Source organism: Bradyrhizobium sp. 2TAF24, assembly GCF_052115025.1.
Classification (GTDB): Bacteria; Pseudomonadota; Alphaproteobacteria; order Rhizobiales; family Xanthobacteraceae; genus Bradyrhizobium_A.
Map to the genome: position 1 here is coordinate 238,291 of NZ_JBFRFW010000006.1, position 19,932 is coordinate 258,222.

A 19,932-nucleotide genomic window follows, 5' to 3' on the forward strand; every position below is an offset into this window, starting at 1 on the left:
CCCGCCCCGCCTCATGCATCGATCAATGACGCCCGACGATCATGTCTTGTCGGGCGACAGCGGCAGATCGATGCCGCCCTTGATGTGTTTGATCGGTCCCGCCGACGACGGCATGATGTCGAAGTCGAAGATCTCGGTCGGCAGCCACAGCGTGGCGCAGGCGTTGGGGACGTCGACGACGCCGGAGATGTGGCCCTGGCACGGCGCGGTGCCGAGGATCGAATACGCCTGGGCGCCGGAGTAGCCGAACTTCTTGAGGTACTCGATGGCGTTGAGGCAGGCCTGGCGGTAGGCGATGTGGACGTCGAGGTAGTGCTGCTTGCCGGCCTCGTCGACCGAGATGCCCTCGAAAATCAAGAAGTCCTTGTAGTTCGGCGTCACCGGCGACGGCTTGAACACCGGGTTCTTGATGCCGTACTTGGCGACACCGTCCTTGATGATGTCGACCTTGATGTGCAGCCAGCCGGCCATCTCGATCGCGCCGCAGAAGGTGATCTCGCCGTCGCCCTGGCTGAAGTGCAGGTCGCCCATCGACAGGCCGCCGCCCGGCACATAGACCGGGAAGTAGATTTTTGAGCCGCGCGACAAATCCTTGATGTCGCAGTTGCCGCCGTGCTCGCGCGGCGGCACCGTGCGCGCGCCCTCCGCCGCCGCCTTCTGTTTGGCGTCGCCCTTGAGACGGCCCATGTGGGCGGTCGGGCTGAACGGCGGGTTGGCGAGGCCGGGAACGCGGGTCGGGTTGGTGGCGATCAGCGCGGTCTCGCGCTCGTTCCAGGTCGACAGCAGCTTCGGATCCGGCAGACAGCCGATCAGGCCGGGATGGATCAGACCGGCGAAGTTGACGCCGGGGATGTGGCGCGACGAGGTGTACATGCCCTTGAAGTCCCAGATCGACTTCTGGGCCTGCGGGAAGTGGTCGGTGAGGAAGCCGCCGCCATTCTGCTTGGAGAAGAAGCCGTTAAAACCCCACAGGCTCTCCTTCATTGGGCCGACATCGAGCAGGTCGACCACCAGGAGATCGCCGGGCTCGGCGCCCTTGACGCCGATCGGGCCGGACAGGAAGTGCACGATCGACAGGTCGATATCGCGGACGTCGTCGGCGGAATCGTTGTTCTTGATGAAGCCGCCGGTCCAGTCGTAGGTCTCGATGATGAAGTCGTCGCCCGGATCGACCCATTCCACCATCGGAATGTCCGGGTGCCAGCGGTTGTGGACCTTGTCGTTCTCGTAAGCCGACTGCGTCAGATCGACCTTGATCAGCGTCTCGGGCATGTATGCTCCCCTTCTTTCAAGTTCACCTTGGTTACACGGACAGAAATTTTGCGACCTGCGCCTCGTCGACTGCAGCGCGAGGGTCGTCGCGGACGATCTCGCCGTTCTCGATCACCAGCACGCGGTCGGCGATATCGAGGGCGAAGCTCAGAACCTGTTCGGACACGACGATCGACAGGCCGCGCTGGTCGCGGATGCGCTTCAGGGTGCGCGCCATCTCGCGGATGATCGAGGGCTGGATGCCTTCGGTCGGCTCGTCCAGCAGCAGCACCTTGGGCCTGGTGGCGAGCGCCCGGGCGATCGCGAGCTGCTGCTGCTGGCCGCCAGACAGATTGCCGCCGCGGCGGCCCTTCATCTCCAGCAGGACGGGAAACAGCTCGTAAATGTCGTCGGGCACCCGGCTCTCACCGGACGCGACAAGACCGGTCTCGATGTTGTCCTGCACCGTCATGGTCGAGAAGATCATGCGCCCCTGCGGCACATAGGCAAGCCCCTGCGCGACACGCTCGTAGCTCTTGAGGCGTGACACTTCGACGCCGTTCATGCTGACCGAGCCGCTCTTCGTCGGCACGATGCCCATCAGCGCCTTCATCAGCGTGGTCTTGCCCATGCCGTTGCGGCCCATGATGGCGACGATCTCGTTCGGCGCGACCGACACATTGAGGCCGTGCAGCACCTCGCTCTGGCCGTAGGCGACATGAAGATCGGAAATGGCAAGCATGCAGGTGCTCCTCAATCTCTGCCGTTTCTCTCTGTCGTGGCCGGGCTCGTCCCGGCCACCCCGATCCGGGACGCAGTGCCCTGCCTGCCGGGGTCGCCGGAAGGCCCCAGTCCTGGCGATCCGTTAAAGACGGATCGCGCTGCCCGGCGACGACAAATTCCGATGACCGTCGTTGATCTGTGAGCCAGACACTCAGGATGATGGGGGAAGCCGATCGTGAAATGCGCCATCATCGTTCAATGCCCGAGATAGACTTCGATGACCTTGGGATCGGCCTTGACCTTGTCCATCGCCCCCTCTGACAGGATCTGGCCCTGGTGCAGCACGGTGACCTTGTGGGCGATGTCCTCCACGAACTTCATGTCGTGCTCGATCACCAGCACCGAGCGATCCTTGATGATGCGATTGAGCAGTTCGGCGGTCTTGACGCGCTCGCTGACGCTCATGCCGGCGACCGGTTCGTCGAGCATCAGCAGCTCCGGATCCTGGATCAGCAGCATGCCGATCTCCAGCCACTGCTTCTGGCCGTGGCTGAGCAGGTCCGCGCGCATGGCGAGCCGATCCCTGAGGAAGATCATCTCGGCGACCTCTTCCACCCGCTCGCGGACGGCGGCGTCGCGCTTGAACGCCAGGGCGCCGAACACGGTGCGGCCGCGAGGATAGGAGATTTCGAGGTTCTCGAACACCGTGAGATCGTCATAGATCGACGGGGTCTGAAATTTGCGACCAACGCCAGCCTGGACAATCTCGTTCTCCTTCATCCGCGTCAATTCCTGGCCGCGGAACTGGATCGATCCCGCGGTGGCGCGGGTCTTGCCGCAGATCAGATCGAGCACGGTGGTCTTGCCAGCGCCGTTCGGGCCGATGATGACCCGGATCTCGTTCTCGTCGACATAGAAGGACAGGTCATTGACCGCCTTGAAGCCGTCGAACGACACCGTCAGCCCTTCGACGGCGAGCAGGAAGTCCTTGGGTTGATGACCGATCAGCATGTCGCCCTCCTCATTCCGCCGGCGCGCCGTCGGCCACGGAGCTCTTGCCCCAGCCGCCGCTACCGTTGCCGATGTCGCTCTTGGCCTTGCGCATTTTGAAGATCGCATCGATGCGCGGCTGGACATGGTCGCGCCAGATGCCGGCAAGGCCGTTCGGGAATGCCAGCACCACGGCGATGAACAGCGCGCCGAGGCCGAACAGCCACAACTGCGGGAAGGATTCCGACAGCCCGGTCTTGGCGAAGTTGACCAGCAGCGTGCCGTAGATGGCGCCGAAGATCGACAGCCGGCCTCCGACCGCGGTGTAGATCACCATTTCGATCGACGGCACGATGCCGACGAAGGACGGCGACATGAAGCCGACCTCGAGGGTGAACAGCGCGCCGCCGATCGCGGCGAACGTTGCTGCGGCGCAGAAGGCGAAAATCTTGAAGTTGGCGACGCTGTAGCCGGAGAACCGCACCCGGTCCTCCTTGTCGCGCATGGCGACGAGGATACGGCCGAGCTTGGAGTGGCGGATGAACTGGGCGACGCCGATGCAGCCGAACAGGCAGGCGACCTCGACGAAGTAGAGGATGAACTTGGCGTGGTCGGTGCGGATGTCCCAGCCGTTGAGGGTGCGCAGGTCGGTGATGCCGTTGATGCCGCCGGTGTAGCCCTGCTGGCCGACGATCAGGATGGTCAGGATGGCGGCGATCGCCTGGGTGATGATGGCGAAGTAGACGCCGCCGACCCGCCGCTTGAACATCGCCGCGCCGACGATGAAGGCGAACACCGCCGGCACCACCAGGATCGCGACAATGGTGAAGGTCAGGCTGTGGAAGGGCTTCCAGAACAACGGCAGCTGGGTGAGCTGGTTCCAGTCCATGAAGTCGGGAATGCCCGGCGTCGACTGAATTTTGGTATTGGCGACGCTCGACGCCTCGAGCTTGAGGAACATCGCCATGCAGTAGCCGCCGAGACCGAAGAACACGCCCTGCCCCAGGCTGAGAATGCCGCCATAGCCCCAGCACAGCACGAGACCGATGGCGACGAAAGCGTAGGTCAGGTACTTGGCGACCAGGTTGAGACGGAAGATGTCGAGGCAAAGCGGGAACACCACCACCAGCAGCACGGCCAGCACGGCGAGCCCGATCCATTCGGAGCGATTGAAGACACGTGGCGTATCGATCATGGCGAAGCCCCCTTCCCGGCCTGTCGCTTGCGGCGTCACTTGCGGCGTCACTTGCGCACCTTGAGGGCGAACAGCCCCTGCGGCCGCAGCATCAGGATGCCGACGATCGCCAGCAGCGTGATCACCTGGGCCATCGAGCCGGAGGTGAAGAACTCCAGCGTCGAGCGCGCCTGGGAGATGGTGAAGGCGGACGCAATGGTGCCGAGGAGACTGGCGGCGCCGCCGAACACGACGACCAGGAAGGTGTCGACGATGTAGAGCTGGCCCGAGGTCGGCCCGGTCGAGCCGATCATGGTGAAGGCGCTGCCGGCGATCCCGGCGATGCCGCAGCCGAGCCCGAAGGTGTAGCGGTCGACCTTTTCGGTGTTGATGCCGACCGCGCCGGCCATGACGCGGTTCTGCACGACGGCGCGCACCTGGCGGCCCCAGCGCGAGCGGAACATGATGTAGGCGACAGCGAGCGTGATCAGCACCGTCAGCGCCATCACGAACATGCCGTTGATCGGGATCTCGATGGAATCCGTGACCTGCTTGGAGCCCATCATCCATTCCGGCAGCTCGACGCCGACCTCGCGCGCGCCGAAGATCGAGCGGTAGGCCTGCTGCAGGATCAGGCTGAGCCCCCAGGTGGCGAGCAGCGTATCGAGCGGCCGCTTGTAGAGATGGCGGATCAGCGCCCATTCCACCAGCATGCCCAGCGCGCCCGAGGCACAGAACGCCAGCGCCATGGCGACGAAGAAGTAGCCGGGAAACAGCGCCGGCAGATGCGCCTGGAAGAAGCCCGACGTCATCCAGGTGACGTAGGCCCCGAGAATCATGAACTCGCCATGGGCCATGTTGATGACGCCCATCTGGCCGAAGATGATGGCAAGCCCCAGCGCCATCAGCAGGAACACCGAGAACAGGATCAGCCCGGCAAAACCCTGCATCACGAAGATCGAGGAGAGATCACCGAGCGAATAGTCGCCGAACATCACATGCTCCTGCCAAATGCTTTGCGCGTTGTCGCGCGCGTTTCTTGATCAGACTTGCCTTGCCGCAACCGCCTCAAAGACCCTCATCCTGAGGAGCGGCCAACGGGTCCGCGCGAAGCGCGGCCCGATGACAGGCTCCGCCGCGTCTCGAAGGATGAGGCCCAAGCATTCCCCGAACATCACCACCTTGGCCTCATGGTTCGAGACGCGCGTTCCGCGCTCCTCACCATGAGGAGTTTGGGCACGCATTTGCCGGAGCGCGACGCGCCGGTTCGTTATCGAGAGGCCCTCGCGCCGCGGGATGAGGACCGCGGCGCGAGGGATGTGACGCGGACCGCCGTCCGCGCCAGGGAGAGACCGTGAAGGCCGGACCGCACAGCGGCGGCCCGGGCGCCGCCTTGGCCGTCCATCCTTCGAGGCGCGCAAGGGCGCGCACCTCAGGAAGACGGAGAGAAGCCGGTGTTGCGTCGTCTCCGTCCCGGCTAGGTCACTGTCGTCACTGATAGCCCTTCGGGAACGGATCGGGCTCGACGAGATCGGCGGTTTCATAGATCAGGTCGTACTGGCCGTCGGCGCGGGCGCGGCCGACGCGGGTCTTCGACCACAGGTGATGGTTCTCGTGGATGCGGACATAGCCTTCCGGCGCACCCTTGAACTCGACGCCGGGCGACGCCGCCGCGACCTTGTCGATGTCGAAGCTGCCGGCCTTCTCGACCGTCAACTTCCACAGCCACGGGCCGAGATAGGCAGCCTGGGTGACGTCTCCGATCACCGTCTTCTCGCCCCACATCTTCTTGAACGCGGCGACGAATGCCTTGTTGTTGGGATTGTCGAGCGACTGGAAGTACTTCATGCAGGCGTAGGCGCCGGCGATGTTCTCGCCACCGATGCCGTCGATCTCGTCCTCGGTGACCGAGATGGTCAGCAGCGTCTGCTTCGAGAGGTCGATGCCCGCCGCCTTCAGCTGCTTGTAGAACGCGACGTTCGAGCCGCCGACGATGATAGCGTAGATGACGTCCGGCTTGGTCAGCTTGATCTTGTTGATCACCGAGTTGAACTGGGTGTGGCCGAGCGGGAAGTACTCTTCGCCCACCACCTTGCAGCCCTGCAGGTGGCCCTCGATGTGCTTGCGCGCGATCTTGTTGGAGGTGCGCGGCCAGATGTAGTCCGATCCCAGCAGGTAGAAGCTCTTGGCTCCCTTGGTCTTGTTGACCCAGTCGAGGCCGGCGATGATCTGCTGCGTCGCCTCCTGGCCGGTATAGATGACGTTCTTGGACTGCTCGAGGCCTTCATAGAAGGTCGGGTAGTACAGCATGCCGTTGTACTGCTCGAACACCGGCAGCACCGCCTTGCGCGAGGCCGACGTCCAGCAGCCCATCACGGCCGCGCACTTGTCGTTGACCAGCAGCTTCTTGGCCTTCTCGGCGAAAGTCGGCCAGTCGCTGGCGCCGTCTTCCTGGATGAACTTGATCTTGCGGCCAAGCACGCCGCCGGCGGCGTTGATCTGCTCGATGGCGAGCTTTTCCGCCTCGACCGAGCCGGTCTCGCTGATCGCCATGGTGCCGGTGACCGAGTGCAGGATGCCGACCGTCACCTCGGTGTCGGTGACCGCGAGCCCGGTGGTGTTGACCACCGAAGTGGCAGGAACGTCGGCAAGTGCCGTTTTTGGCAGCAGCGACAGCGCCGGCAACGCCGCCATTCCCATCAGCAGCTTTCGGCGGAATGCCGATTGCAACCCTCTATCCCGTTCCTCAGACATGACGACCCCTTCTGGTTGTGACAACGCGGCGATGGGGCGAGGATTGCTGAATTTGTGCGCTGCACAGATACGCAGGATCGCGTATACTGCACCGCAAAACTGCGACGTAGGTTGTCCGTCGAGAGGTTTTCGGGAGCGGTGGAGTGCACGGGCGGCAGCGGATAGACCGCGTCAGGCGCCAGTATAATCAGTGGGTCGCCAACCAGACGCTGGAAGACTACGCGCTGCGCTTCACGGCCAAGAGCGCGCGGCGCTGGTCTGCGGCCCGCGTCGCCAACACTGCGCTGGGGGCGATCTCGTTCCTGGCGCTGGAGGCGATCGGCGGCACCATCACGCTGAACTACGGCGCCACCAATGCGGTGGCCGCGATTCTCGTCGTCAGCGTCATCATCTTCGCCTGCGGCCTGCCGATCGCCTACTATGCGGCGCGCTGTGGCGTCGACATCGACCTGCTGACCCGCGGCGCTGGCTTCGGCTATATCGGCTCGACCATCACCTCGCTGATCTACGCCACCTTCACCTTCATCTTCTTCGCCATCGAGGCGGTGATCCTGGCGATGGCCCTGGAGCTGTGCTTCGGCATCCCCCGCCCGATCGGCTATCTCGTCAGCGCGGTGGTGATCATTCCGCTGGTGACCCACGGCATCACGCTGATCAGCCGCTTCCAGCTCTGGACCCAGCCCCTGTGGGTGGTGCTGCACGTGCTGCCGTTCGCCGCGATCGCCTTCAAGAACCGCGAGTCGTTCGTCGCCTGGACGCAGTTTCCGGGCGAGCATGGCAACGCCGCAGGGCATCTCGACCTGCTGCTGTTCGGCACCGCCGCCTCAGTGGTGTTCTCGCTGGTCGCGCAGATCGGCGAGCAGGTCGACTTCCTGCGCTTCCTGCCACGCGACCGTCGCACATCCCGCACCGCCTGGTGGCTGTCGCTGCTGAGCGCCGGCCCGGGCTGGATCGTGATCGGCGCCATCAAGCTGCTGGCGGGCTCGTTTCTGGCGTTCTTCGCGCTCAGCCACGGCATCGCCGGCGAGCACGCCGCCGAGCCAACCCAGATGTATCTCGCCGCGTTCCGCTACGTACTCGACCAGCCGGACCTCGCGCTGGCTCTGACCGGCACCTTCGTGATCCTGTCGCAGCTCAAGATCAACGTCACCAACGCCTATGCCGGCTCGATCGCGTGGTCGAACTTCTTCTCCCGCCTGACCCACAGCCACCCCGGCCGCGTGGTGTGGCTGGTGTTCAATGTCGTCGTCGCCGTGCTGCTGATGGAGATCGGCGTCTACAAGGCGCTGGAGCACACGCTCGCACTGTACTCCAACGTCGCCATCGCCTGGGTCGGCGCGCTGGTAGCCGACCTCGTGGTCAACAAGCCGCTGGGATTGCGGCCGCCGGTGATGGACTTCAAGCGCGCCCATCTCTACGACATCAATCCGGTTGGCGTCGGCGCCATGGCGATCGCCACCATCGTGTCGATCAGCGCGTTCTACGGCCTGTTCGGGCCGACCGCGAAGGCGCTGTCGCCGTTCGTCGCTCTGCTGACCGCCTTCGTCGCCGCCCCCGCCATCGCCTTCGCGACCGGCGGCAAGTACTATCTGGCGCGCAAGCCCAAACGCAGCTGGCAGAACCTGTCGACGATCAACTGCTGCATCTGCGAGCACAGCTTCGAGCCCGAGGACATGGCGTCCTGCCCGGCCTACAGCGGGCCGATCTGCTCGCTGTGCTGCTCGCTCGACGCGCGCTGCCACGACCTGTGCAAGCCGCACGGACGGGTGCAGCAGCAGATCGCTCGGACGCTCGGCCATATCCTGCCCGAGGGCGTCGAGACGGTGCTCAACTCGCCGCTCGGTCACTACCTGCGCGTGTTCCTGATCTCGTCGAGCCTCGTCGGCCTGACGCTCGGGCTGATCTACCTGCAGTCGGCCGCGGAGATTCCGGGTCAGGCGATGCCGCTCGCCGATGTGCTGTGGAAGGTGTTCTTCGCGCTGGTCATCATCATCGGCGTCATCGCCTGGCTGTTCGTGCTGGCGCAGCAGAGCCGCCGCGCCGCCGAGGAGGAAACCCGCCGCCAGACGGCGCTGCTGATCCAGGAGATCGACGCCCACAAGCGCACCGACGCCGAGCTGCAGCGCGCCAAGGAAGTGGCTGAATCAGCCAACCTCGCCAAGAGCCGCTACGTTGTGGGCCTGAGCCACGAGCTGCGCTCGCCGCTCAACGCCATCAGCGGCTATGCCCAGTTGCTGGAACAGGACGCTACGCTGCAGACCAAGCCGCGCGAGCAGGTCCGCGTCGTCCGCCGCAGCGCCGACCACCTCTCCGGGCTGATCGACGGCATCCTCGACATCTCCAAGATCGAGGCCGGCCGGCTGTATCTGTCCCGCGACGAGGTCCGGCTGACCGAATTCCTCGACCAGATGGTCGGCATGTTCCGCCTGCAGGCCGCCGCCAAGGGCATCGACTTCGTGTTCCGACGGCCGGACTATCTGCCGCCCGTGGTCTATGCCGACGAGAAGCGGCTGCGCCAGATCCTGATCAACCTCCTGTCCAACGCCATCAAGTTCACGACCGACGGCAGCGTGCAGTTCGTCATGCACTACCGCAGCCCGGTGGCCGAGTTCGAGATCACCGACACCGGACCCGGCATCCAGCCCGACGACCTCGAACGCATCTTCGCGCCGTTCGAGCGCGGCGCGCTCGGCAGCGCCCAGCCGCACACCGGCACGGGGCTTGGCCTCACCATCAGCCGTCTCCTCGCCGGGGTCATGGGCGGCGACATCCGCGTCGCCAGCACGGTCGGCACCGGCAGCACGTTTCGCGTCAAGCTGCTGCTGTCGGAGGTCACTAATCCGACGCGGCAGGCGCCGATCGCCAAACCCGTGTTCGGCTATCTCGGCCCGCGCAAGACGGTGCTGATCACCGACGACGATCCCTCCCACCGCGAACTGCTGCGCCAGGTGCTGGCGCCGCTCGGCTTCATCATCCTCAGCGCCCAGGACGGCCCGTCCTGCCTCGCGCTCGCCGCCCACTGCCAGCCGGACCTGTTCCTGCTCGACATTTCCATGCCCGGCATGGACGGCTGGAGCGTCGCCGAGGCCCTGCGCGCCGCCGGCCACCACCAGGCCCGCATCCTGATGATCTCGGCGAGCGCGCTGGAGGCTCACGGCCGGCCGCTCGCGCAACCCTTCCACGACGGCTACCTGATGAAGCCGATCGATGTCGCCCGGGTGCTGGAGCAGATCGGCCAGCTCCTGAAGATCGAGTGGCAGCATGCCGGCCACGACAAGCCCGCGCCGGTGTGGACGCCAGGCGTCGGGCCGCTACCATCCGTGCAGGATGTCGAGGAACTGATCGAGCTCGGCGAGATCGGCCATGTCAGCGCGATCCGTGGCAAGCTGGAGCGCCTCGCCGCCGACACCCCCGAACATGCCGCGTTTGTCGCGCGCATGCGCGGCCTGATCGACGAATTCGATTTCCATCAGTACGCCGCCGTGCTCAAGATGTTGCATCCCCATGACGCTCAGGCTCCCGACCACCATCCCGATGGCCCATGACCCGAACCACGCCCCCAGGCGGCGCGACGTCGCGCTCGTCATCGACGATTCGCCCGATACCCTGCGACTGCTGACCGACGCGCTGGACGCCGCGGGCATGACCGTGATGGTGGCGCTGGACGGCGCCGCCGCGATGCGCATCACCGAGCAGATCACGCCCGATATCATCCTGCTCGACGCGGTGATGCCGGGGATCGACGGCTTCGAAACCTGCCGCCGGCTCAAGCACGACGCCAGCCTCAGCCATGTGCCGGTGATCTTCATGACGGGTCTGGCGGAGACCGAGCACATCGTCAGAGGGCTGGAGGCCGGCGGGGTCGACTATGTCACCAAGCCGATCGTCATCGAGGTGATGCTGGCGCGCATCCGCGTGCACCTCGCCAACGCCCGCCTCGCGCAGAGCGCGCGCATGGCGCTCGACGTCTCCGGCCGCTACCTGTTCGCTGCCGACCGCGCCGGCCGCGTGGTGTGGGCGACGCCGCAGGCGCAGAAGCTGCTGGCTCCCGCCGCGGCCGAGCCGGCCGCCCTCGCCGCGCCGCTGCAGGCGTGGCTGACGGAAATCGACGCCGGCCGCGCCGACGCCAGGCCCGCACAGATCCCCTTCCTTGCCGGCGAGCAGTTGCGGCTGCAGTTCATGGGCAAGCTCGGCGCCGACGAATTCCTGCTGCGCATCGCCCGCGATTCCAGCCCCGACACGCCGGCGCAGTTCAGCAAGGAGCTGGGCCTCACGGCGCGCGAGGGCGAGGTGCTGGCCTGGCTCAGCAAAGGCAAGGCCAACCGCGACATCGCCCAGATCTTAGGGCTCAGCCCCCGGACGGTCGACAAGCACCTCGAGCAGATCTACGCCAAGCTTGGCGTCGAAAACCGCACGGCGGCGGCGGCGATGGCGGTGAAGGCGTCGCGGACATGAGCCGTACTTTCCGGAGCGCTGAGGTCGTCACCCCATCGTAACGACGACCTTTCCCTTCGCATGCCCGTCTTCAACGTAGGCCAGCGCCTCGGAGATGTTCGCAAGGGGATACGTCCTGTCGACGACGACTTTCAGCCTGCCCCCGTCGACGAGTTCGGCAAGCTGAGCGAGGTCACGGCCGCTCGGATGCATGAAGAGAAAGCGATAGCGGACCCCCGCGCGCCGCGCACGCGACCGGAGGCCGCAGCTGATCAGCCAGAAGATGGCAGACAGACCGCGACGGCCGCCTAGATCCTTGATTGCGGTCTGGGGCTCCGGCACCGCTGCCACCGACACGACCGTGGTCCCCGACTTCATGATCCCGAACATCTGCGCGAGGGTCTTGCCACCGACCAGGTCGAACCCTGCATCGAACCTGCGCCCCAGGCTGGAGATGTCCGCAGCCGTATAGTCGATCACCTCGTCGCAGCCGAGCGAGCGCACCAGGGCTTCTCCGCGTTTCGACGCCGTGGTCGTCACATCGGCGCCGAGCCATTTGGCGATCTGGATGGCGAAGGTTCCGACGCCTCCGGCGCCGCCTGAAATAAACACCTTCTGCCCGGCCTTGACATCGAGTTCGTCCCGCAGCGCCTGCAGCGCCGTCAGCCCCGCCAGCGGGACAGCCGCAGCCGCCGCGAAATCGAGATGGTGCGGCATGGGGGCGGCGTCATCCTCGTCGACACAGGCCTGCTCCGCAAACGCCCCGGCGCGTTCTTTCGCAACCCGGGCAAATACACGGTCGCCAATGCGGAACCGCTTCACGTCGCGGCCAACGGCCACGACCTCCCCCGCAAGCTCGTTACCGAGCACGAACGGCAGCTTCGGCCTGAGGATGGCGCGCAGCTTGCCTTGCCGGAACTTGAAATCCACCGGGTTCAGGCCGGCGGCGCGCACATTCACAAGGATGTCGCGGGGCCCCGGCACGGGCGCCGGAACATCCATCAGCTGGGCGCCCTCGGGACCACCGTAGTGCTTGAGAACGTATGCGCGCATCAGCCGCCATGCTCCATGTTCGGGGAGATCGCGACCTCCCCCTCCGGATTGAACGGTCCCGACCCTAACGTTAAAGTCAGGTTGAATGTCAATGGAAGGCGTGGCCCCATGAAAATCGGCGAATTGGCGCGGCGGAGCGGCCTGAACACCTCACGCATTCGCTTCTACGAGGCCAAGGGCCTGCTCACTGCGGTTGCGAGGACGTCCAATGGCTATCGCGAATATCCGGCCGACAGTCTCCTGATCCTCAACATCATCGTCAGCGCCCAGCGCACCGGCTTTTCACTGGATGAGATCAGGCAGATCCTGCCCGCGGACCTGCGTAACTGGCGGCCGACCGACCTGGTCGACGCCCTGCGCCGCAAGGTCACCGATATCGAGCAGATGGAAAAGCAGCTGCGGCAAAGCAGGCGGCAGCTTGACGCCCTCATCCGGAAAATCGAGGACAAGCCCGACGACATGGGCTGTGCCGACAATACCAAGCGGCTACTGAAGGAGTTCGCCCCGGTTGCATCACCGTCCGCGCCGCGAACGTCCACGAAGCGCGGTGCTTCGTCCCAGGCTGCGGCGCGTCGCACCAAGCTCGGGGTGGAGAACCGCACCACGGCGGCGATCGCGGTGAAGGCGTCGCGGACGTAAGCAGACCATCGCAACCGCAATCCTGCCCCGTTTGCTTCCATCCTCATGACGAAGCAGAGAACATCCGGAGCGAATGCACGAATCCCGCGCGCGGAACGCAATAGTTGCGTCTTGGCTCGATGATCCATCCGTCCATTAGTCCAGCATCACGCGGCTGCGGAGGAATAAAGCGCCTCTCGCGATGAGACCAATGCCAAACCACCAGCCCCCGCTCCTCGCCATTCGCATTCAGCTTCGGACCACCGGGGGGCGCGACAACCAGAGCAAGGCCCCTGCTAACCCTATAGCCCGGCGCGCTGTAAGGGTCAGAGATCAATGTTTCCCGCAACTTCAGCCCCTGAAGGTCAAGTCGACTTCCGACCGGCCGATAGTGGCTCTCTGCATCAATGGGCAGCATCAGACAGTAGCGCCGTCCCTCGGCAGCCACTTGCGCCTGTTTTGCCACCAGCCAGATGGTCCCTATCGACCAAGCGAACAAAACAGCCAGGCATCCCACCGACAGCCCGAAAAGACCGATGCGGTAAACGCGTAGCACATTCGCTCGGGATGACGCTGGCGGCCCTACAATGAGCAGGCAGACATCGATGGCGATCGCGACAACCGAGAGCTCAAGGCTTCGAAGCGATGAAACCTCGGAAATGAACGGTAGCAGCTGTATCCGGACGACCTCGACCATAGCCAGGATCAAATGACAGACGATACCAATTCGGATCCATCGCAACGCTCGCGCGCGCAAGGATGACTGCCCGACGATGGACCAGCACATCAGCGCCAGTGGCGCAAAGAACTCCGCAGCAGAAGCGACAACCTCCGATGCATCCCACTCTGTCGCCGCGCTGGGAAATATCGAAAGCATGGAAGCCACGACAAGACCGGCGCACAAAAGTGCCCCCAAAATGGCTCGAATGTTTCCGATCCATGCTCCGGCAGCGCCGGCCTGACCGCCCCCTTCAATCGCGCTGTCAGCCCTGTCCGCCAAATTCTTCACACCTTTTCGGCCAGCGCTTTCATGCCCCGATCAAAGCTGCGGCGCGCGTCGTCATAGGCCCCTTTGCGGGGAGGATCGACCTTCGTGCACTCGGCCAGCAACCAATGACGGTGTGCCATCGCCGCATAAATGAACCGCACACTGGTGTCAGCATCAGTCTCTGCGCGCGCTTGCCCCAGCGACAGAGAGGCCATGAGCACAGCGACGGCAAGTACTGAACCCCGCACCTTTTCTTCTCCCAAAAGCGACGAGGTGGCCTACCCGATCGGACACTATCGCGACGGGGCCCGCAATTCCGGAGCCCTTCGCACAGCCATACGCCCCAACCCGTCTCAAAACACCACATCGACGGCGAGGTTCGAACCTACGTGGCAGGTCGCTTCGATCAATCACTTTATTTTGGGATACTGCCTGCGGGTTAGGGCTGCGCCAGTCGTCCGGCCCGGGCGCGCCGTGGCGTGGCGACCGGACCGGGATGACGAGCGAGCTTTCCCCCTTCAGCCGTGTGGTATGGCCGGCACAACACCCCCTACTCCACGATATAGTCGCCGCTGCGGAAATGGCGGGCGCGGCGGCCGAACTGGAAGCAGTAGCCGGGCCACATGGTGGTGATCTTGCCGCTGTCGGTCTGGTACCAGCTGCGGCAGCCGGACTGCCACACCGTGCCAGTGAGATCGCGCTGCAGCTCGCTGTTGTAGCGGTCGTGGACCTCGGGCTTGACCTCGACCCGCCGCGCGTTGCGGCGGCGCGCCACCAAAATGGTCTCGAGGATCTGGTTCACATTGGTCTCGATCATGTAGATCATCGAGTTGTGGCCGAGCCCGGTGTTCGGCCCGGTGATGGTGAAGAGGTTGGGAAAGCCCTTGATGCTGGTGCCGAGATACGCCTCGCCGCCGGCCGCCCAGCGCTCCTTGAGCGCGACGCCGCCGGGGCCGACGATGTCGGCGTTCTGCAGCAGGGCCGTCGCCTGAAAGCCGGTGCCATAGATGATGACGTCGGCGGGCCGCGCGACGCCGTCGGCGGTCGTGATGGTATCCGCGCCGATGCTGCCGATCGCGCCGCTGACCACCGACACGTTCGGCCGGGCGAGCGCCGGATACCAGTCGTTGGAGATCAGGATGCGCTTGCAGCCCATGGCATAGCGCGGCGTGACCTGCTCGCGCAGCGCCGGATCAGATATCTGGCTTTCGATATGGCGGCGCGCCAGCGCCTCGGCGCCCTTCATCAGGTCCGGCTTGAAGATGCCGATGCCCTGATACTCGTTGTGCCAGAAAATCAGCTCGCGATAGAGCTTGCGCACGAACGGCAGCGCCGCGAAGGTGAACTTCTCCAACGCGGTGAAGGGGCGGTCGTCGCGCGGCACGATCCAGGGCGGCGTGCGCTGGTAGACGTCGAGCTGCTTCACCCGTGGCGCGATCTGCGGCACGAACTGGATTGCGCTCGCGCCGGTGCCGATCACCGCCACCCGCTTGCCGTCCAGCGCCACCGCATGGTCCCACGCTGCCGAGTGAAAGGCCGGGCCAGCGAACGTCGCGGCGCCGGGCAGTGCCGGGATCGCCGGCTCGCTGAGGCCGCCGGTGCCCAGCACCAGGAAGCGGCAGCGAAACTGGCGCTCGCCGCAATCGACATGCCATTTGCCCGCCGCCGCATCGAACCGCGCGCCACGAAACGTGGTGCCGAAACGGATATGGTCGAGCACGCGATACTTGCGCGCGGTGTGCTGCATGTAGGCCTTGATTTCCGGCTGGCGCGGATATTTGCGCGACCAGTCCGGCTTGCCCTCGAACGAATAGGAGTAGAGATGCGAAGGAATGTCGCAGGCAGCTCCCGGATAGTGATTGTCGCGCCAGGTGCCGCCGACCTCCTGGGCGCGCTCCAGCACCAGGAAATTCTTGACCCCGGTCCGCAGCAGCGCGATCGCCATGGCGAGACCGGAAAATCCGGTCCCGACAATGATCACCTCGCGCTCGGTCGTCGCTTCCGGCTGCATCTGCATCTCCATTCCAAATTTATAACAACTGTTGTTATCTTTGTTGGACAAGCGCGCGCTGAAGCGCGGCAGCTTGCGATTGTTTGGGACGCACTGCGTCTGGCATCCTTTCGACCCCCATTGCGGGGCCGGCCCTGCTACGCCGCGCAAAAGCTGGATTGCCGGATCACGTCCGGCAATGACGCAGCAGATGTGGCAGCGCCAAAAGCTCCTCAGACAGGCCTACGGCGCACGTGCCGCGTAGAAGTCGTCGAGCGCGGTGCGCATGACCTTTTCCGGATAACGGTCGGGATTGATGACCCAGGCAAGACCGAGGCCGTCGATCAGCGCGAGGCAGGCGATGGCGTCGTCGCGGTCGCTGCCCTTGGGATGCAGCAGGCCGGCGGCGCGCAGGCTGGCGAAGCCTTTCGACACCTCGGCGACCTGCTCGTTGTGGTTCTTGCGATACTCCGCCATCAGCCGCTCGCGGCCGACGGCATAGCCCATGAACGCGGTCCACACCCGCCAGTTGTCGCGGCTCTCCTTGGCGGTCGGCAGGATCCTCAGCCAGCAGCCGACGACGGCCTTGATGGTCAGCTCCGACTTCTTCTGCGGGAACTCAACCCCCTGCATCGCCTTGATCACGCGGTCGAGCGCGAACAGCAGCAGTTCGTCCTTGTCGCGGAAGTAGTGGGTGACGATCCCGGTGGTGCCGCCGAGCTCCTGCGCGATGGAGCGGATGCTGGCGCGGTCGACACCGTCCCGGATGATCACGCGCCAGGCGCACTCCACCACGTCCGCCCGCCGTGCGCGCTGATTGTCCGACAACTGCCTCATTGCATCCCGTCCCATCATGCTCGCGGCCCTCGAATCCGGAACGCCGTCGATACCAGCACATAGCTGAATGTATACTGGATCAGGCTCGACGTGACAGCAATGATCACCATCGCCCGGGCGACGGTGATGGCGGTGTCGAGGCCGGTCGCCTCGGCATAGCTCTCGACACGGTCCTGCGCCAACACCGTGGCGGCGATCCAGACCAGCAGCGTGACGGTGAGCCGCCAGCAGCCCGCCCAGAGCCACCTCGCCCCACGCGGCAGCTCGGGTGCGAACCGCCCGGCCTTGCGCTGCCGGATCATCCAGCCATAGGCGAAGAACGAGTACAGCCAGGACACGATCACGCCGCCATAGATCTGGTCGAACACGTTCTCCTCGCCCGAGATCACCAGGATGCGCACGATCTCCCCGAACGACTTGCCGGTCAGATCCGGCGTCGGGACATAGAGCAGGATGGTCGAGGCATCCCAGTAGTCGATCAGCGCGAGCACGCAGACAATGGGCACGACGATCACGGCATCGACCAGCGCCGACATCGCCGCCGGATAGTTGTGCTGATTGATCTGGCGCAGGCACCACCGGCCGACGCCGCGCTTGCGGACGGTCTTCATCGCGTCACTGGTCACAACGGTCATGTCAGGCAGCCTCCTCCCGCACGGTTCGCAGCAATGATCCTTCCGGCGTCGGCATGGTGGTGAACGGCGCCAGCCGCCTGAAGAAGCGGTCGGGATCGACGCCGGTTTCAGGGGCGAAGGCGCCGCGCCGGTCGACCTCGCCCGCCATCAGCATTTCCGCCATGACGGCGGTCGGCACGCAGGTCATGGCGGCCATGCCGCCGGGAATCTCGCCCCGCATCGACACCCCGACCCGCACCGACCTGCCCTGCCGCGTGCCCTCCGCATAGGCCGACAGCATGGGCAGGTATTTCTTGCGCGTCGCGATCTCGACCGTCGCGCCCCAGGCGAAGCGCGTCGCCTCGCGCAGCGCGGCGCCGAGCCCGAGCGTGTCGCTGCGCGCGAACACCTTGCCGACATAGCCGACGGCATCGTCGAACCCGATGCGCTTGGCCTCGACCTGCCGGGTCACCGATTTCAGCACCGAGATGATGCCGCGCGGCATGTCCATCGCGTTGACGCTATGGCGCAGCGACGGAAAGCGGCGCGGCAGCGAGATCGGCTCGGGATGGCCGACGGTGTGGATCGGCACGCGGCCGACGCCCGGGAAATCGATCACCAGGCGCTGCAGCGGACGGACATCGACCAGCGCCCCTTCCCGCTGCACCCGGATCTGGCCCGTCAGCATCGCCAGCCAGTGATGAAGGGCGGCGCTGTTCTCGACGACATCGTCGCCGTCGGCATTGCGCTTGCCGGTGCCCCACACCGTGTGCAGGGTGTGGACGCGGTCGAGCTCGGCCGCCGCCGTCACCGCCAGGAGATTGGAGATCCCCGGACTCGCGCCGGCGCCGATGATCGCGGTGATGCCCGCCGCCTTCGCCGCATCGTCCAGCGCCAGCAGCTCGATGGTCGGCTGCCAGTCGTCGCAGATGTCGAGGTAGTGCGTGCGGCTGGCGATCGCGGCGCGCAGCACCGTGGTGCCGAACCGGTAATACGGGCCGACGGTCGAGATCACGACATCGGCTCCCTCCAGCGCCGCGTGCAGATCGCCGGCATCGGTGACGTCGAGGCCGATCGCCTTGATGCGGGGATCGCCGAGCTCAAAGGCGAGCTTGCGCGCCGCGTCGAATGCCCGGTCGGCGATGACGATCGATCCGAACGTCGCCGTGCCCAGCAGCGTCTTGACGGCGACGCGCCCCATCGCGCCGGCACCGCCGAGAACCACCAGCTTGTTGTCTTGGGTCATGATCGTCTTCTTTCCACGCGATAGCCGACTAGAAGTGGTGCTTGACGATGGTCGACACACCGGACACCCACGGCGTCTCCGCCGCCGGCGTGCCTCGGACATTGTCGGTGAGGTAGACCACGGCGCCGATGAGCTCGAACGACAGCGATTTGGAGAACCAGTATTCGAGAGCGACCACGGCATCGACGCTCTTGATGCCGGCGGACGGGCGCTTGGCCACGCCGCCCGACAATTCGATCAGGTCGGACGCGCGCGCGGTGATGGTGCCGCCGAAGCCGTCGGGCACCGTCGTCACCGGATCGAACAGCGCATTGACCGCTTTCTGGTTGGCCCAGGTCACCGAGCCGCCGACCGTCAATGTCAGGTCCGGGCGGAGCTCGAACAGGTGGAACGCGCCGACCGACAGCTTCTCGCTCTGCGATCCGCCGAGCACGCGGGTATAGCGCGCCGCAACCTGGTTGTAGCCGAACGTATAGGTCGCGAACAACCGCAGGTCCGGTGCAACCGCGGTGTCGGCAGCGTAGATCGACTGCTCGCCCTTCTTGTCGAACGCACTCTCGTAGCTGACCGCGAGCCCGACCTTGAGCGCCTCGGTGCTGACGAGATAGACGCCGGCCTGCGGCTTGGCGTCGGCCCCGATGTCGAGCCCCATGCTGTCGGTGATGCTGAAGAAGAAGCGATCGTTGAAAGTGATTTCGAGATTCGGCGCCGCGAAGGTCTTGCGCCCCTTGGCGCCCTCATACTCGCTCTGGTTGCTGAGGCGGACGCCAATGTGGCCCTCGACCTTGACGGCCGGCGGTTCATCGACCGGCACCACCGCCGCGATCCCGGCGGCCTCGACCGCCGCGCCGCTTGCCGCCGGCAATGTCATCGGCGCCTGCGCGTCCTGCGGCGCCGTCGCGCCGTCGCGCGGTTTCGCCTGCGAGCGCCCTGCGGCCTTGCCTTGCTTGCCGCCGCTTTGCGCGGCCGGCGCCGCGCCCGATCGATCCGCATCCGCATCCGCATCCGCATCCGCCTCGACATCCGTCACAGCCTGCGGCGACGCCGCCGCCGGCCGCACCATGGCCGCCTGTACGTCAACGGCGCCGCAGACCACAGCCGCCATCGACGAGAGGACGAGCGTCCTCCAATATTCACCACTTCGCATCTGCGCATTTCCCCCATCGATGCCGTTGCTGGCATTCGTTTAACGACCGCCATGTTCGACATAACACTCGTTATGTCGATGGCAGTAGCATATTGATGTTTACTACACAACAA

Annotated in this window: 17 protein-coding genes; 3 read left to right on the forward strand and 14 right to left on the reverse strand. The window is 65.3% G+C overall.

What is annotated here, in order from left to right; translation table 11 throughout:
* Positions 1-39 precede the first annotated feature (39 nt).
* The 6 genes from fmdA to urtA form a co-directional block, all read right to left on the reverse strand.
* Positions 40-1,272 (reverse strand): formamidase, encoded by a 1,233-nt coding sequence (gene fmdA, locus AB4Z37_RS12150; protein WP_441516983.1) that lies wholly within the window; start codon positions 1,270-1,272, stop codon positions 40-42.
* Between the two features lie 31 nt (positions 1,273-1,303).
* A complete protein-coding gene (urtE, locus tag AB4Z37_RS12155) occupies positions 1,304-1,993 on the reverse strand; it encodes an urea ABC transporter ATP-binding subunit UrtE (protein WP_441516984.1) in 690 nt (229 codons plus the stop codon).
* 236 nt (positions 1,994-2,229) lie between these two features.
* Positions 2,230-2,985, reverse strand: coding sequence for an urea ABC transporter ATP-binding protein UrtD (gene urtD / locus AB4Z37_RS12160; RefSeq protein ID WP_441516985.1), 756 nt, complete (start codon positions 2,983-2,985; stop codon positions 2,230-2,232).
* Positions 2,986-2,995: 10 nt separating this feature from the next.
* Positions 2,996-4,159 (reverse strand): urea ABC transporter permease subunit UrtC, encoded by a 1,164-nt coding sequence (gene urtC, locus AB4Z37_RS12165; protein WP_441516986.1) that lies wholly within the window; start codon positions 4,157-4,159, stop codon positions 2,996-2,998.
* Between the two features lie 47 nt (positions 4,160-4,206).
* Positions 4,207-5,133, reverse strand: a complete 927-nt coding sequence (urtB, locus tag AB4Z37_RS12170; protein WP_211969485.1) for an urea ABC transporter permease subunit UrtB — start codon at positions 5,131-5,133, stop codon at positions 4,207-4,209.
* A 496-nt stretch (positions 5,134-5,629) separates the two neighbouring features.
* The gene (urtA, locus tag AB4Z37_RS12175; RefSeq protein WP_441516987.1) at positions 5,630-6,892 is read right to left on the reverse strand and encodes an urea ABC transporter substrate-binding protein; all 1,263 of its coding nucleotides are present in this window, start codon (positions 6,890-6,892) and stop codon (positions 5,630-5,632) included.
* A 143-nt stretch (positions 6,893-7,035) separates the two neighbouring features.
* Here urtA and AB4Z37_RS12180 point away from each other — a divergent pair, with 143 nt between their 5' ends.
* A complete protein-coding gene (locus tag AB4Z37_RS12180) occupies positions 7,036-10,437 on the forward strand; it encodes a hybrid sensor histidine kinase/response regulator (RefSeq protein ID WP_441516988.1) in 3,402 nt (1,133 codons plus the stop codon).
* Positions 10,427-11,347 carry a response regulator gene (locus AB4Z37_RS12185; protein ID WP_441517052.1) on the forward strand — a complete coding sequence of 307 codons (921 nt, stop codon included), beginning with the start codon at positions 10,427-10,429 and terminating at the stop codon, positions 11,345-11,347. The genes AB4Z37_RS12180 and AB4Z37_RS12185 overlap by 11 nt, the downstream gene beginning before the upstream one ends.
* Positions 11,348-11,374: 27 nt before the next feature.
* Here AB4Z37_RS12185 and AB4Z37_RS12190 read toward each other — a convergent pair whose 3' ends face one another.
* Complete coding sequence (locus AB4Z37_RS12190) at positions 11,375-12,379, reverse strand: NADP-dependent oxidoreductase (RefSeq protein ID WP_441516989.1); 1,005 nt, start codon at positions 12,377-12,379, stop codon at positions 11,375-11,377.
* 15 nt (positions 12,380-12,394) lie between these two features.
* Here AB4Z37_RS12190 and AB4Z37_RS12195 point away from each other — a divergent pair, with 15 nt between their 5' ends.
* Positions 12,395-13,018 carry a MerR family transcriptional regulator gene (locus tag AB4Z37_RS12195; RefSeq protein WP_441516990.1) on the forward strand — a complete coding sequence of 208 codons (624 nt, stop codon included), beginning with the start codon at positions 12,395-12,397 and terminating at the stop codon, positions 13,016-13,018.
* A gap of 43 nt (positions 13,019-13,061) precedes the next feature.
* Here the strand turns inward: AB4Z37_RS12195 and AB4Z37_RS12200 are convergent, their stop codons facing one another.
* The 7 genes from AB4Z37_RS12200 to AB4Z37_RS12230 form a co-directional block, all read right to left on the reverse strand.
* Positions 13,062-13,997, reverse strand: a complete 936-nt coding sequence (locus tag AB4Z37_RS12200; protein ID WP_441516991.1) for a hypothetical protein — start codon at positions 13,995-13,997, stop codon at positions 13,062-13,064.
* A 5-nt stretch (positions 13,998-14,002) separates the two neighbouring features.
* On the reverse strand, positions 14,003-14,200 hold the full coding sequence (locus AB4Z37_RS12205) for a hypothetical protein (RefSeq protein ID WP_441516992.1): 198 nt from the start codon (positions 14,198-14,200) through the stop codon (positions 14,003-14,005).
* 335 nt (positions 14,201-14,535) lie between these two features.
* Complete coding sequence (locus AB4Z37_RS12210) at positions 14,536-15,996, reverse strand: flavin-containing monooxygenase (RefSeq protein WP_441516993.1); 1,461 nt, start codon at positions 15,994-15,996, stop codon at positions 14,536-14,538.
* 222 nt (positions 15,997-16,218) lie between these two features.
* On the reverse strand, positions 16,219-16,812 hold the full coding sequence (locus AB4Z37_RS12215) for a TetR/AcrR family transcriptional regulator (RefSeq protein ID WP_441516994.1): 594 nt from the start codon (positions 16,810-16,812) through the stop codon (positions 16,219-16,221).
* Positions 16,813-16,826: 14 nt separating this feature from the next.
* Positions 16,827-17,447, reverse strand: a complete 621-nt coding sequence (locus AB4Z37_RS12220) for a hypothetical protein (protein ID WP_441516995.1) — start codon at positions 17,445-17,447, stop codon at positions 16,827-16,829.
* A gap of 1 nt (position 17,448) precedes the next feature.
* Positions 17,449-18,672, reverse strand: a complete 1,224-nt coding sequence (locus tag AB4Z37_RS12225; RefSeq protein WP_441516996.1) for a saccharopine dehydrogenase family protein — start codon at positions 18,670-18,672, stop codon at positions 17,449-17,451.
* Positions 18,673-18,700: 28 nt separating this feature from the next.
* Positions 18,701-19,819, reverse strand: a complete 1,119-nt coding sequence (locus AB4Z37_RS12230; protein ID WP_441516997.1) for a MipA/OmpV family protein — start codon at positions 19,817-19,819, stop codon at positions 18,701-18,703.
* Between the last annotated feature and the right edge of the window lie 113 nt (positions 19,820-19,932).

Bases quoted from the DNA above. Each gene is read 5' to 3' on its own strand.
- fmdA (WP_441516983.1), bottom strand. From the start codon at position 1,272: ATGCCCGAGACGCTGATCAAGGTCGATCTGACGCAGTCGGCTTACGAG.
- urtE (WP_441516984.1), bottom strand. From the start codon at position 1,993: ATGCTTGCCATTTCCGATCTTCATGTCGCCTACGGCCAGAGCGAGGTG.
- urtD (WP_441516985.1), bottom strand. From the start codon at position 2,985: ATGCTGATCGGTCATCAACCCAAGGACTTCCTGCTCGCCGTCGAAGGG.
- urtC (WP_441516986.1), bottom strand. From the start codon at position 4,159: ATGATCGATACGCCACGTGTCTTCAATCGCTCCGAATGGATCGGGCTC.
- urtB (WP_211969485.1), bottom strand. From the start codon at position 5,133: ATGTTCGGCGACTATTCGCTCGGTGATCTCTCCTCGATCTTCGTGATG.
- urtA (WP_441516987.1), bottom strand. From the start codon at position 6,892: ATGTCTGAGGAACGGGATAGAGGGTTGCAATCGGCATTCCGCCGAAAG.
- AB4Z37_RS12185 (WP_441517052.1), top strand. From the start codon at position 10,427: ATGGCCCATGACCCGAACCACGCCCCCAGGCGGCGCGACGTCGCGCTC.
- AB4Z37_RS12190 (WP_441516989.1), bottom strand. From the start codon at position 12,379: ATGCGCGCATACGTTCTCAAGCACTACGGTGGTCCCGAGGGCGCCCAG.
- AB4Z37_RS12195 (WP_441516990.1), top strand. From the start codon at position 12,395: ATGTTCGGGGAGATCGCGACCTCCCCCTCCGGATTGAACGGTCCCGAC.
- AB4Z37_RS12205 (WP_441516992.1), bottom strand. From the start codon at position 14,200: ATGGCCTCTCTGTCGCTGGGGCAAGCGCGCGCAGAGACTGATGCTGAC.
- AB4Z37_RS12210 (WP_441516993.1), bottom strand. From the start codon at position 15,996: ATGCAGCCGGAAGCGACGACCGAGCGCGAGGTGATCATTGTCGGGACC.
- AB4Z37_RS12215 (WP_441516994.1), bottom strand. From the start codon at position 16,812: ATGAGGCAGTTGTCGGACAATCAGCGCGCACGGCGGGCGGACGTGGTG.
- AB4Z37_RS12220 (WP_441516995.1), bottom strand. From the start codon at position 17,447: ATGACCGTTGTGACCAGTGACGCGATGAAGACCGTCCGCAAGCGCGGC.
- AB4Z37_RS12225 (WP_441516996.1), bottom strand. From the start codon at position 18,672: ATGACCCAAGACAACAAGCTGGTGGTTCTCGGCGGTGCCGGCGCGATG.
- AB4Z37_RS12230 (WP_441516997.1), bottom strand. From the start codon at position 19,819: ATGCGAAGTGGTGAATATTGGAGGACGCTCGTCCTCTCGTCGATGGCG.